Source organism: Devosia salina (assembly GCF_019504385.1).
GTDB classification, from domain to species: Bacteria; Pseudomonadota; Alphaproteobacteria; order Rhizobiales; family Devosiaceae; genus Devosia; species Devosia salina.
This window is the reverse complement of record NZ_CP080590.1, coordinates 2016707-2029442: the sequence shown is the minus strand read 5'-3', so window position 1 is coordinate 2029442 and position 12736 is coordinate 2016707. Positions and strand designations below refer to the sequence as shown.

11 protein-coding genes are annotated in these 12736 nt (G+C 63.5%); 4 read left to right on the top strand and 7 right to left on the bottom strand.

All coding sequences use genetic code 11. From position 1 onward, the window contains the following. From K1X15_RS09800 to K1X15_RS09775, 6 genes are all read right to left on the bottom strand, one after another. Positions 1–1263: an MFS transporter gene (locus K1X15_RS09800; RefSeq protein ID WP_220307254.1), complete on the bottom strand. Its 1263-nt coding sequence runs from the start codon at positions 1261–1263 to the stop codon at positions 1–3. Beyond that, on the bottom strand, positions 1253–3247 hold the full coding sequence (locus K1X15_RS09795) for an ABC transporter ATP-binding protein (protein WP_220307253.1): 1995 nt from the start codon (positions 3245–3247) through the stop codon (positions 1253–1255). The genes K1X15_RS09800 and K1X15_RS09795 overlap by 11 nt, the downstream gene beginning before the upstream one ends. Positions 3248–3276: 29 nt before the next feature. Continuing rightward, a complete protein-coding gene (locus K1X15_RS09790; RefSeq protein ID WP_220307252.1) occupies positions 3277–4167 on the bottom strand; it encodes an ABC transporter permease in 891 nt (296 codons plus the stop codon). A gap of 14 nt (positions 4168–4181) precedes the next feature. Then, positions 4182–5129: an ABC transporter permease gene (locus K1X15_RS09785; RefSeq protein WP_220307251.1), complete on the bottom strand. Its 948-nt coding sequence runs from the start codon at positions 5127–5129 to the stop codon at positions 4182–4184. Between the two features lie 21 nt (positions 5130–5150). Then, complete coding sequence (locus K1X15_RS09780) at positions 5151–6692, bottom strand: ABC transporter substrate-binding protein (protein WP_220307250.1); 1542 nt, start codon at positions 6690–6692, stop codon at positions 5151–5153. 96 nt (positions 6693–6788) lie between these two features. Then, entirely contained in the window at positions 6789–7493 is a 705-nt protein-coding gene (locus K1X15_RS09775) for an isochorismatase family protein (protein WP_220307249.1), read from the bottom strand. A gap of 191 nt (positions 7494–7684) precedes the next feature. On the opposite strand from K1X15_RS09775, the gene K1X15_RS09770 reads away from it, so the two are divergent. Continuing rightward, positions 7685–8605 carry a LysR substrate-binding domain-containing protein gene (locus K1X15_RS09770; RefSeq protein WP_220307248.1) on the top strand — a complete coding sequence of 307 codons (921 nt, stop codon included), beginning with the start codon at positions 7685–7687 and terminating at the stop codon, positions 8603–8605. A 7-nt stretch (positions 8606–8612) separates the two neighbouring features. Here the strand turns inward: K1X15_RS09770 and K1X15_RS09765 are convergent, their stop codons facing one another. Beyond that, positions 8613–9269, bottom strand: coding sequence for a GntR family transcriptional regulator (locus tag K1X15_RS09765; RefSeq protein ID WP_220307247.1), 657 nt, complete (start codon positions 9267–9269; stop codon positions 8613–8615). Positions 9270–9407: 138 nt separating this feature from the next. Between K1X15_RS09765 and K1X15_RS09760 the strand changes: the two genes are divergently transcribed. Genes K1X15_RS09760 through K1X15_RS09750 form a run of 3 tightly spaced genes read left to right on the top strand, consistent with a single transcriptional unit; the run spans position 9408 to position 12736 of the window. Next, positions 9408–10772, top strand: coding sequence for an acyclic terpene utilization AtuA family protein (locus K1X15_RS09760; RefSeq protein WP_220307246.1), 1365 nt, complete (start codon positions 9408–9410; stop codon positions 10770–10772). After that, complete coding sequence (locus K1X15_RS09755) at positions 10769–11149, top strand: AtuA-related protein (protein ID WP_220307245.1); 381 nt, start codon at positions 10769–10771, stop codon at positions 11147–11149. Before K1X15_RS09760 ends, K1X15_RS09755 begins: the two co-directional genes overlap by 4 nt. A gap of 21 nt (positions 11150–11170) precedes the next feature. After that, on the top strand, positions 11171–12736 hold the full coding sequence (locus K1X15_RS09750; protein WP_220307244.1) for an ABC transporter substrate-binding protein: 1566 nt from the start codon (positions 11171–11173) through the stop codon (positions 12734–12736).

Below are 12736 nucleotides of genomic sequence, written 5' to 3'. Positions count from 1 at the left end.
TCAGTCCTCTTGTGGTGGGGTGGGGATAGGAGGCGTTGGAGCGGTGTGGGCGGCGCCGGCGCGCACCATTCGGCTGGCATAGGCGGAAAAGCCGAACATGGTGGCGACCAGCACGGCGCCGCCGGCGAAGAAGGCCGCGGTGAGACCGATGAAGCTGCCCAGAATGCCGAACAGGGCCGGGCTGACGGTTTGGGAGAAGCGGTTGACGAGGAGGCGCAGGCCCATGAGCTTGCCGCGCTGGTCCTCGCCGACCGCATCCACCATGATCATGATGCTGACGGGCAGGTTGACGCCGGTGGCGGCGCCCAGAAGGAAGATCAGCGCATAGGTCAGGACGATGTTGGGGGCGACGACCGGGGTCAGGACCACGCAGACCGAAGCGATGAAGCCGGCGCCGGCCAGGATGTGTTCCAGTGTGAACCGTCGCATCAGCCAGTTGACGATCAGCCGGCTCATCATGCCCGCCAGGCCCTGCCAGGATAGGATGGTGGCAATCTGGAACGCGGAGTAGCCGTATTGATCCAGGAACAGGGGCAGGAAGCCCATGTAGAGCGCCTGGATATACATGATTACGAATGTCCCCACGAGGCCGAACTGTACGGGCCGGTGGGCTGTGAGGTCGATGCCGCGCCGATAGCTGGCGGTGTAGCCCTTGAGCGAAAGGATGGAGCGGATCTCCCCCTGCTCCGGGGTGGGGTGGGGATAGCGCCGGGCAAACCAGGCAAGGACCAGGATGAACAGGGCGGTGGCAGCCGCCGAAACGATGAAGGTGAACCGATAGCCCTCGGCCGGCGCAGCAAAGACCGAGGAGATCAACCCGCCGATCAATGGGCCCACCATGCCCCCGCCGGACATCCACATGGAATAAGTGGTAATCGATCTGTTACGGGCTGCGCGGTCTCCTGTGGACACCAGAACCTGCAGGGATGAGGCCATAATGATGATGGCGCCACCCATGAACAGCTGGGACAGTCCGAGCATGGGTATGCTGACGGCAAACACGGTGTTCAGAAGCGACACCAGCAGCAGCAGCGAGCCCCATTGCAGCATGCGCATCGGGCCCATGCTGTCGATGAGCTGGCCCGCGGGCATGGCGATGACGATGGGCAGGAGTGCCCTGAGGGTAACGATGAAGCCGATATCGAGGGTGGATGCGCCCAGTTCGGAGGCATAGAGGGTGAAAAAGGGGTTGGCCATGCCGGTAATGGCGAAGAACAGCCCGCCCCCGACAATGCCGAAACGGGTGAATGCGCTAGTCGACATAGTGGCAGGCCGCCTCTCTCGAACCGGAATAGGCCTGCAGCACGGGCTTTTCCGCGCGGCAGAACTCGGTTGCGCGGGGGCAGCGCGAGGCAAAGGCGCAGCCGGGTGGAAGGTCGAGCGGGCTGGGCAATTCGCCCGAGAGAGGCTTCTTTATTCGCGCTTCTTCGGCCACCGGGTCGGGTAGGGGCACCGCGGCGATGAGCGCCTGGGTGTAGGGATGGAGCGGATTGCGGAACACCTCGTCGGCGGGCCCATATTCAACCACTTCGCCCAGATACATGACCGCGATCTTGTCGGAGATGTAGCTGACGGTGAGCAGGTCGTGGGAGATGAACACGAAGCTGACGCGGAGCTGGCGCTTGAGGTCGACCATCAGATTGATGATCTGCGCCCGCACCGAGACGTCCAGGGCCGATGTCGGTTCGTCTGCCACCACGACCGACGGCTTGATGGCCAGCGCCCTGGCTATGGCGACGCGTTGCTTCTGGCCGCCGGAAAGCTGGCTGGGGTAGCGCGCTGCATAGCTTGTATCCAGGCCCACCTGCTCGAGCAACTCGTGGACGCGGGCGGTCCGCTCGGCCCGGCTGCCCCGGCCGGTGACCACAAGGGGCTCGGCGATGATGTCGAACAGGGTCATCTTGGGGTTGAAGGAGGACGAAGGGTCCTGGAAGACCATCTGGGCCATGCCTTCGACATAGATGTCGCCGGAGGTGACCGGATCGAGCCCGAGGAGCAGGCGCGCCACGGTGCTCTTGCCACAGCCCGATTCCCCGACAATCCCGAGCGTCTCGCCCTCGCGGATGTTGAGGGATATGCCGTTGACGGCGCGAACCGTGGGCGGCACGCGCCAGGGCAGCAGGCTTCGCCCGGTGAAGTGCTTGTGCAGGTTGAACACCTCCACCACGACGCGATCGTCGGCGTTGCGGACCAGCGGCGGGATGGCTTCGGTCTGTTGGCGGCGCGCCTCCCCCAATCCTTCAGGCAGGAAGCAGGCAGCGCGATGCCCGGGCCCCCGTGGGCTGAGGCCAGGCGTGTCACTTGCGCAATGCTCATGCGCGGCTGCGCACCGGTCCCGGAAGGCGCAGCCGGTCAGCGGCAGCTTCATATCGGGCGGGAATCCGGGGATCTGGGCCAGCTTGCGACGCTGCGGCTCATCGACCGGCGGGATGGTGTCGAGCAGGCTCTGCGTATAGGGGTGGCAGGGATGCGCGAAAATGTCCCGGACGGGACCGAACTCCACCAGTTTCCCCGCATACATGACGCCGACCTTGTGCGCGAAGCGGGCGACGAGCCCGAGATCGTGGGTGATGAAGATCATTGCTGCGCCGGTCTCGGCGGTCAGGTCCTTGAGCAGTTCGACGATTTGCGCCTGGATGGTCACGTCCAGCGCCGTGGTCGGTTCGTCGGCGATTACCAGCCGGGGCCGGCAGGAGAGGGCCATGGCGATCATGACGCGCTGGCGCATGCCCCCCGACATCTCGAACGGATAGGCATCGATGCGTCGGGTAGGGTCAGGAATGCCCACTCGGTCGAGCCAGCCTATAGCTTCGGCACGGGCTTTCTCGGCATTCATTTCTAGATGCCGCATGATGGGCGGCACCATCTGGTCGGCGATCCGCATCACCGGATCGAGCGAGGACATGGGGTCCTGGAAGATGGTGCCGACTTCGCGGCCGCGCACCTGGTTGAGCTGGCGCTCGCTCATGCGGTTGAGATCACGCCCGTTCAGGTTGATCTCGCCGCCAACCACGCGTCCGGGATAGGCCAGCAGGCGCAGCAGCGACATGGCCATGGCGCTCTTGCCCGAGCCGGACTCTCCCACGATGGCAATGCGCTCGCCCCGGTCGATGTCGAAGGACACGCCGTTGACCGCCTTGACGGTTCCGTCATCGGTGAGGAAGTGGGTATGCAGGTCGCGGACCTGGAGCAGCGCTGCACCGGCGGCACTGGCGTTCTCGGTCTTTATGGCACCCGGATAGTTCATAGCTGTTGCTCCGTCTGGGGACTGGGCGATCACTTGCGCGAACGGGGATCGAGAACCTGGCGGATGCCGTCCGACAGGAAATGCAGACCGATGGCGATCAAGAGGATCACCACGCCGGGCAGGGTGGAAATCCACCAGGCCTGTTCGAGATAGGACTGGCCGTCGCGGATCAGATTACCCAGCGAGGGTTCGGGCGGCATGATGCCAAGACCCAGGAAACTCAGGCCCGCTTCCACCAAGATGGCGTTGGCGGCCGCAATGGAGGCGGCCACGAGCAGCGGCGCGATGGTGTTGGGGACGATGTGGCGGGTCATGAGCCAGAACTGGCTGGCTTTGACGGTCCGCGCGGCGTCGATATAGGCCCTTGTGCGCAGGCTCAGCACGAGCGATCGCTGCAGGCGGATGAAGCGCGGCACGTCCGAAAGCGAAATGGCGAGAACCACCGGCAACATTCCGGTGCCCATGACCGAGACTAGGCCTATAGCCAGCAGCAGCGACGGGAACGCCAGGAAAATATCGGTCGTTGCCATCATGACCCGGTCGACAATGCCGCCAAAGAAGCCAGACAAGGTGCCCATGACAAGGCCGACCACCAGGGCCAGTGCCGCGACCGCGAAGCCGACGAACATCGAAATCTGCACCCCTGCCAGCGTCCGGCTCAGGAGGTCGCGCCCCATGCGGTCGGTGCCGAACAGATGCTCGAAAGAGGGCGGCTGCATCATGGCGCGCAGATTGGTTTCAAGCGGACCGGGCAGCGGCAGCACCGGGCGGAAGATGGTCAGCGCCAGGATGGGAACCAGTATGGCCAGGGCCAGTTGCACGCGGCCATTGGCGAGAAATCGAACCACGCCATTTGCCTGTATCCGGCTGAGGTCAAGCGGTTGGCGGCGAACCGGTAACGAGAGAGTTTCCTGTGTCATGGTCTGGTCTCCGACTAGATCTGCACGCGGGGATCGAAGACGCGATAGACGAGGTCGGTCGCGAAATTGATGATCACGAAGATCAGCGCGTAGAAGAGGATGAGGGTCTGGACCATCTGGTAGTCGCGGCTGTTGATGCCCCCGACCAGGAGGCTGCCGATACCGGGCAGGGTGAAGATGAACTCGACGATCACCGTGCCGTTGAGCAGGTTGCCGAAGCTGAGGCCGATGACGGTCACAATGGGTAGGGCCGCATTCTTGAGGGCGTGGCGGAACAGGACGCGCAGTTCCGACCAGCCCATGGAGCGGGCGGTGCGTACATAGTCCTCGTTCAGTACCTCGAGCACGGAGGTGCGGGTGATCCGCGCCATGGTGGCGATCTGCGCCATCGAAAGGACCAGCACGGGCAAGGCGATGCGGCGCAGCAGCTGTACTGGATCGTCAATGGTGACCGTGCCGCTGGCGGGGAACCAGCCCAGGGCGAGCGAGAAGATCAGCAGGCACACCAGCGAGGTCCAGAAGGACGGCATCAGGTCCAGCACCATGGCAAGGCCGGTGATGGCATTGTCGAGCATCTTGTGGCCCTTGTGGGCGGTATAGGCGGCAAGCGTGCCCAGGGGGATGGCGATGAGGACGGTCAGGGCGATGGTGCCGATGGCGATCGAGACCGTCACGGGCAGGGCATCCAGGATCAGCTGGATGATCGGTAGCTTGGTGGTGACGGTATTGCCGAAGTCCAGCACCGCCAGGCCGCCGAGATAATGTAGGTATTGCAGCAGAAGGGGCTCGTTGAGTCCCATCTGGTTGCGCACCTGGTCGAGCGCTGCGCCCGACAGATTGTCGCCGGCCATGGCCGAGATCGGATCCCCCGGGATCATCCGCATGGTGAAGAAGACGAGGGTGACGACGCCCAGCACGGTAAAGGAAAGCTGGGCTAGGCGTTTGAGGCTATAGGTCAGCATGGCCGGCGCTCGCTTTGCGGTCTATTCTTCGATGTCCACGTCCCAGAAGTTCACCTGCGCCAGATAGTTGATGTTGACGCCGGTGACGTTTTGTTTGCCGGGCCAGAACACGTTACTGGCCGTGGCGGGGATGTAGGGCAGGTCGGTCATGGCGACCTCCTGCACCTTGGCGTAGAGGTCGAGACGCTTGTCGGGATCGGCTTCGGCCCGTGCGGCCTCGAGCGTGTTGGTGAGCTCGGGATTGTCGTAGCGCGCTCCGTTCAGACCACCCGGCGCCATGTTTTCGGGGTGCAGATAGCTGAACAGGATCATGTCCGGGTTGACCGCGGGCAGCAGGCGGCCGGCCATCATGAAGTCCCCGGCATTGCGGCGCTGGTTGAAGGTCGGGGTGTCGACCAGTTCCAGTTCCATGTTGATGCCAACCTGGCTGAGATAGTCGATCTCGAACTGCTGCTGCTCGGTGACGCCCTGGGCCGAGGTGCCGAGGACCTTAAGCGTGAAGCCATCGCCATAGCCGGCTTCGGCCAGAAGGGCCTTGGACTTTTCGGGGTCATATTCATATCTGGGCGCTGCATCGGAATAGACGTCCATCCAGGGCAGCAACAATGAATAGGCCGGGGCCTGCAGGGACGGGGCCAGGGCCGCGGTGATGGACGGGTAGTCGATCGCATAGGCGATGGCCTGCCTTACCCGCACATCGCTCAGGATCGGATCGGTCAGGTTCAATACCTTGAGCGCGACCGCATAGTTGTCGACATGGTTCATCTTGAACCCCTCGGCCTCGAGCGTCTGGAGCTGCTCCTGCTTGCTCTGGCGCATCAACAGGTCGATCTCGCCATTGCGCAGCGCGATGGCCGCGGTGGCATCGTCCTTGATGATCTGGAAGTCGATGGTGTCGATGGGGGCCGGGCCCTTGTAGTAGCCCTCATGCCGCTTGAGCACGATCTGCGAGTTCACGTCGATGGAGTCGAGATAGTAGGGGCCCGTGCCCACGGGCTGCCAGCGCACCTGGTCTCCGGCAGCCTCGATGGCCTCCTTCTTGACGATCTGGCCCTGGTGGTAGTTGGCCACGGTGTGCAGAAAATTGCCGTTTGGTGCGCTGAGCTTGATCACCACGGTGTAGGGATCGGGCGCTTCCATGCTTTCGATGCCGGCCAGTTCGGAGGCATAGGGCGAGGCGGTGGCGGGATCGAGGATGCGGTTGAAGCTGTAGAGCACGTCGGCCGCGGTCACCTCGCCATAGTTCTGCTGCCACTGGACGCCATGGCGGAGATGGAAGGTCCAGGTGATGTTGTCGGTGGTTTCCCAGCTTTCGGCCAGGTCGGGAATGATTTCGCCCGTGACGCCGTCATAGGTCGTCAGACCCGAGAAGATGTTGAAGGCGATGTTCTCGTTTTCGATGCGGAAGATGTTGGACGGGTCGAAACCGGCGGGATCGTCGTAGAAGCGGACCACAAGGGTCTTTTCTTCGGCGTAGGCGGTGGCCGGGGCGAGCAGGCTGGTGCTGGCGAGCATGGTTGCGACAAGCGCGGCACTCAGCAAGGATCTGCGGTTGATCTTCATTAGTGGCTCCCTGTTGCGCGGCCCGATCGGGGGAGGAGGCGCCGCGTCTGGGTGAAAACTGGGGGAGCCTGCGCGGGGCCGCGCAGGCGCGCAGTGTCAGCCGGCTTTACGCATCGGTTCTGCCAGGCCCTCGAAATAGGCCTTGGCCATGTCGAGGGTGACCACGTCGGCATATTTGTGGTGCATGTCGTAAAGGTTGATGTAGTGCGAGGACTCGGTGCGATCGAAGACGCATTCCTTGACGACGCCCATGCGGAAGCGATGGGTTGCACCATCCACCACGGTGGCGCGCACGCAGCCCGATGTGGTTTCGCCACACACGATCACGGTGTCGACGCCCAGGGCCTGGAGCTGGAAGGCCAGCGGCGTGCCCTGGAAGCCGGACGGGGCCGCTTTCTCGATGACAAGCTCGCCAGCGATGGGCTTGACCTCGTCGACGATCTGCTGGCCTTTCTCGATCATTTCCTTGGGCATGGTCGGGGCCGGACGCTTGCGGCGGCCCCAGGACTGAACGCCGGTATGCAGGCCCTTGACGTGGATGACCGGAATGCCGCTCTGGCGCGCCACGGCGAGCAGTTCGGCGGTCTTGTCGACGGCTTCCCAGCCTTCCAGGCCAGTCGAGCCGCGCCAGGTCTTCATGGATTCGAAGATGTCCTCGCGTTTGAGGCCGAGCACTGAATAGTAGATGTCGATGAGCACCAGCGCGGGCTTGTCACCGAAGCCGTTCAGCTCCTTCTTGCCCCACAATTCGGTGTGCTGCTTGTCGCGTTCAGACAGGTAGGGTTCCCAACCATATTCCATTCGTCAAACTCCCATGTTGCGGTTCTGGTCCTGGCAATGAGCTTGATGCTGGATCGGGGCGGAACGGGACGATCAGGGAGGATTGCCGCGTTTGCCTAATTTTGCATCAACCTGTCGTGATGCTAAGAATTTCGGCAGGAATGAGTCAAATTACACTTTCCGCGGCTTTGCATTAGCAATACTAATGCGTCATGCGTATCCCGCCGCTGCACCTGTTGAGGGCGTTTTCCGAGGCTGCCCGCCTGGGCAGTTTCTCGCGTGCGGCTGCGGCGCTGAACGTCACCCAGTCAGCGGTCAGCCAGCAAATCCGGCAGCTTGAACAAGAGGTTGGGACCGATCTGTTCCAGCGCGAAGGGCGACAGATCGCGCTCACCGATTTCGGTCGCGTCTATCTCAAACTGGTCAGCGGTCCGATCGCTGCGCTCGAAGAAGGGCATACGGCGCTGCGCGCGATGACGGGCCGATCCTCCATTGTGCTGCATCTGTCACGATCATTTGGATCGCAATGGCTGGCGCCGCGGCTGGCCGATTTCGGCCGCCGGCACCCGGATATTTCGGTAACCGGAATGTTTCTTAATCCCGGCGACAACCCCACCGGCAATAGCGGCGACGCCTATATCACCTCGACAAGGCGGCCCGACGAACAGGCCGAGTTCGTGCTCGAGCCGATGTTCACCACCACGCTCTGCCCGGTTGCCGCGCCCTCCTTGGGGCCAATCGACGTGACGCGGCTGGACGATTACCCGATCATCCATACATTGCGTCGGCATGATGACTGGCAGACCTGGTGCATGGCGGCCGACGTGCCGGTGGTGTCCCGCGACAAGGGCTGGTCCTTCGAGAGTTCCAGCATGTCCTACAGCGCCGCGCTGCATGGGGTGGGCGTGGTCATGGCCGAGCTCGAGTTCATCGCCGAGGACCTGCAGGCCGGGCGGCTGCGGCAGATTTCGCCGGTGGTGGCGCCGTCCGGGCATCACTTCCACATTGCCTATTCACGCCTCCGCTATGCCCGGCCGGCGCTGCGGAAATTTCGCGAATGGCTCGCCGGGCAGCTGCAGTCGGTGCAGAATGAACCAGAGCCATCGGCTGCGAGCGAAACGGCGTCGGGCTGACCGGTCTTTAGATCGCGCCCTGTATGTAAGTGGCCTTTAGGTAGAATTCCTTCGGCCCCTGGATGTGCTTGCGGATGATGCTGGCAAGCTCGTCCGGGGCGCCGCGGGCGATCGCGTCGATCATGTCGAAATGTTCGCCGATGGCGATCTCGCGCAGTTCCTCGCTCGGGAAGGCGCGCGTGCGGATCGGGTGGGTCGCGAATGTGTAGTGTAGGATGGCATCGGCCAACTGCTGGTTCCCCGCCGCCCGGTACAGCACTTCGTGGAACACGTTATTGAGGGAAAACACTTCCCCATAGCGCTGATCACGCGAGGCCTCGCGGTGGCGCGTGGCGATGTCGGTGAGCTGGGACACGAGCTCGGGCCCCGCGGGCCGGTCGAAATGGGTGGCGGCGCGGGTTTCGAGGCATTCGCGGATCTCGTAGAGCTCCTCGACCTCGGCGATGGAATAGTCGCGCACCTGCACGCCCTTATTGGGCTGGCGGACCACCAGCCCGACTCGCTCCAATTCGTCGAAGGCGCGACGAACGGCGTGCCGGGTTGCACCGGTGCGCTCGATGATCTCGTCCTCCACCAGCCGCTCACGGGGGCGGAGCTGGCCGGCAATGATCTGGCGCTGCAGGTCGCGATAGACTGCGTCCCAGTTTTTCGTCTGATCCGACAACGACTTGGCTGCTCGCATCCGCTCCTCGAATCCCGTCACGTGTTGACCTGCATCCTAGCCAGTTTCCCACAACCACACAATCATCGTTGACATTATCGATAATGCTACCGATGATAATGGCGATCAGGGAGGATCGTCGTGTATCGTATCGGTAGTGGCGCTGGCTTTTCGGGGGATCGTGTCGATGCCCCCCAGTCCGTGGTGGCGAGCATCGCCGCTGCCGGGCAGGGCGGCGCGATCATTTTCGAAACGCTGGGCGAACGGACGCTGGCCCTGGGGCAGATCGCCCGCAAGCATCATCCCGAACGCGGCTACGAGCCGCTGCTCGAAGATCTGCTCGAACCCGTGCTGGCCCAGTGCGTGGCCAATAACATCGTGATCGTCGGGAATTTCGGCCAGGCCAATCCGCCGGCCGCCGCCGCCGTCATCCAGGCCATGGCGACGCGGCTGGGGCTGGGTGCGCTGCGTATTGCCCTGGTGGAAGGGGATGACCTGACCGGCCGCATCGACCTCGCCCAGACGGAGCGCTGGGACGGTGACGGAAGGCTGCCGGACCTGGAGGGCGATGTTATTGCCATCAACGCCTATCTGGGTGCGGCGCCGATCGCCGAGGCCATCCGGGCCGGCGCGCAGGTTGTGGTGACGGGAAGGGTGGCCGATCCGGCCCTGGTGCTGGGACCGCTGGTTGCGCATTTTGGCTGGGCCTGGAACGATCTGGATCGCATGGCATCAGGAACGCTGGCCGGGCATCTGCTGGAATGTGGCTCCCAGGTTTCTGGCGGGTTCTTCGCCGATCCTGGTTTCAAGGATGTGCCGGGCACGGCCGATATCGGCTTCCCGATCGCCGAGGTGGAGGCCGATGGCAGTTTCGTCATCACCAAGGCCGAGGGCACGGGCGGCGTTGTCGACCTGCGCACGGTCAAGGAGCAGTTGCTCTACGAAATCCACGATCCGGCAGCCTATCTGACGCCCGATGTGACGCTTGATATCACTGCGGTCGAGCTGGCCCAGGTCGGTCCCAATCGTGTCCTGGTGTCCGGGGCGCGGGGGCATGCGGCACCGCCGCGCCTCAAGGCGACGGTGAGCTTTTATGGTGACTGGCTGGGCGAGGCCGAGATTTCCTACGCCGGGCCCAATGCGCTGGCGCGGGCGCGGCTGGCAATCACCACAATAAATGAGCGCATCCGCATGCGTCAGCTCGGTGTCCGCCACCGGGCCGATGTCATCGGGGCCGTCAGCGCCTTCGATTCCGACGAGGGCGATCTTCTGGTCGACTATGAGGATGAGGCGCCCGGCGACTATCGCGTGCGCTTTGCCTTCGGCAGCAATTCCCAGCGTGCGGTCGAGCAGGCCGTGCAGGAGGTCAACGCGCTCTATTGCTGTGGCCCGGCCGGGGGTGGGGGCGTGCGCCAGAGCGTGCGCCCGCGCGTCCGCACCATTTCACACATGGTGCCGCGGGACCTGGTCGAGGCGCGCTACCGGTTCGCGGAGCACCATCCATGAGCGCGCGCTTCACCACCACGGCCCTGCACCGGATCGCCCATGGGCGCTCGGGCGACAAGGGCAACCGGCTCAATGTCAATGTCATCGCCTATGACGTGCGCCATTGGCCGGTGCTGCTCGCCGAGGTTACCGCCGAGCGGGTGGCGGCGCTGTTTGCCCATCGCGGCGTCGTGCAGGTCACGCGCTACGAGTTGCCGCGGCTGGGTGCACTCAACTTCGTCATCGAGGACGCGCTTGAAGGCGGGGTCAATTCCAGCCTCGGGCTCGATACCCACGGCAAATGCCTGAGCTATCTGGTGCTCGGAATGGAGATCCGGGTGCCTGTCGAACCAGGCGGGGGCCTACCGCTCGCGCCTCAATTGCAGACGGCCCGCTAAAGGGCAAAGGGAGGAAAGACTATGACATTCTCATCAACCATGCGTGGGGCCCTCATGGCCGGCGCGTCCCTGGCCATCCTGACCGGCCCGGCGCTGGCACAGGATTTCCCGCAGGGCGGAACGCTGCGCGTTGGCATTTCTCAGATGGCGCCGTCGCCGGACCCGGTGGTCACCACCTTTGGCGTCAACTGGGCCACGGCCGGCGTCATATGCGAAGGCCTGTTCGCCCTCGACGAAAGCTGGACTCCGCAGCCCATGCTGGCCGACAGCTTTTCCTATAGCGAGGATGGCAAGACGCTGACCGTCACCCTGCGCGACGGATTGCGCTTCCATTCGGGCGCGGCCCTGACGTCGGCCGATGTCGTCGCCTCGCTCAACCGCTTCCGGGAATCGGCCGGGATCGGGGCCGCCTTCAAGGGTGCGGTGTCATCGATCAGCGCGCCGGACGAGAAGACAGTGGTGTTCGAGATGGCTTCACCATCCCCGATCGTGCCGGGCCTTCTGGCCGGTACCCAGGCCGTCATCATGTCGAGCGCTTCTCTTGAAGGCGCTTCGCCCACCGAGGCCACCCGCGGCCTCGATTGCACCGGCCCCTATACGCTCACCGAATATCAACCGGACCAGGGCGTCACCATGACCCGCTGGGATGATTATGCTGCACGCAGCGAGCCGACATCGGGCGCCTCGGGCATGAAGCATGCCTATGCCGACCAGATTGTGTTCCGCCTGATGCCCGAGGCCTCGGTGCGGCGCGACTCGCTGATTACCGGAGAAATCGACATCGCCAACGAGTTGCCGAGCGACTTCTACGATGCACTGCAGAACGACCCCAACACGGAAGCCGTGGTGGTGCCCAACAACCAGTCGCTGACCGTGGTGTTCAACACCAAGGAAGGCGTCGCGGCCGATGTCAATCTGCGTCGCGCCATCTACTACGCGCTCGAGATGGAGCCGATCATGCTCGCCTCGGTGGGCAATCCGGAGTTCTATACGCTCGACCCCAGTTGGATCCCCGATCCGAACTCATTCTGGTACACCACGGCCGGTGTTCCCGAGGGTTTCGGTACGCCCAATCCCGAAAAGGTGAAGGAGTATCTGGCGGCGTCGGACTATAACGGTGAGCCGATCCGCTGGCTGGTCGCTTCCGAGCAGTACCAGAAGCATTTCCTGACCGCGATCACCGCGTCCCAGCAGCTCGAAGAATACGGCATCAATGTCGAGATCGTGGAATCGCCGATGGCCAACTATATCCAGGCCCGCGCCGACGCCGCCCAGATGGACGCCTTCTCGAGCTTCCTGCCGACCTATGTGGACCCGACCTCGATCGCCTATCTCAACGCCAGCTATCCCGGTTTCTGGGAAGATCCGGAGAAGATGGAGCTGATGAAAGAGATTGCCACGACCATCGACCCCGATGCGCGCAAGGCGATCTTCGAAAAGATCCACGCCCTGGCCTATGATCAGTTCCCGTTCATCAAATATGGCACGGAATCCAACATGTATGGCATCCGCAAGGGCGTCGGTAACCCGGCCCGCATTCCTTCGCGCGCCGGCGATTACTACAACGTCGCGCCGCCGGCGAACTGA

Bases quoted from the DNA above. Each gene is read 5' to 3' on its own strand.
- K1X15_RS09800 (WP_220307254.1), bottom strand. From the start codon at position 1,263: ATGTCGACTAGCGCATTCACCCGTTTCGGCATTGTCGGGGGCGGGCTG.
- K1X15_RS09795 (WP_220307253.1), bottom strand. From the start codon at position 3,247: ATGAACTATCCGGGTGCCATAAAGACCGAGAACGCCAGTGCCGCCGGT.
- K1X15_RS09790 (WP_220307252.1), bottom strand. From the start codon at position 4,167: ATGACACAGGAAACTCTCTCGTTACCGGTTCGCCGCCAACCGCTTGAC.
- K1X15_RS09785 (WP_220307251.1), bottom strand. From the start codon at position 5,129: ATGCTGACCTATAGCCTCAAACGCCTAGCCCAGCTTTCCTTTACCGTG.
- K1X15_RS09780 (WP_220307250.1), bottom strand. From the start codon at position 6,692: ATGAAGATCAACCGCAGATCCTTGCTGAGTGCCGCGCTTGTCGCAACC.
- K1X15_RS09775 (WP_220307249.1), bottom strand. From the start codon at position 7,493: ATGGAATATGGTTGGGAACCCTACCTGTCTGAACGCGACAAGCAGCAC.
- K1X15_RS09770 (WP_220307248.1), top strand. From the start codon at position 7,685: ATGCGTATCCCGCCGCTGCACCTGTTGAGGGCGTTTTCCGAGGCTGCC.
- K1X15_RS09755 (WP_220307245.1), top strand. From the start codon at position 10,769: ATGAGCGCGCGCTTCACCACCACGGCCCTGCACCGGATCGCCCATGGG.
- K1X15_RS09750 (WP_220307244.1), top strand. From the start codon at position 11,171: ATGACATTCTCATCAACCATGCGTGGGGCCCTCATGGCCGGCGCGTCC.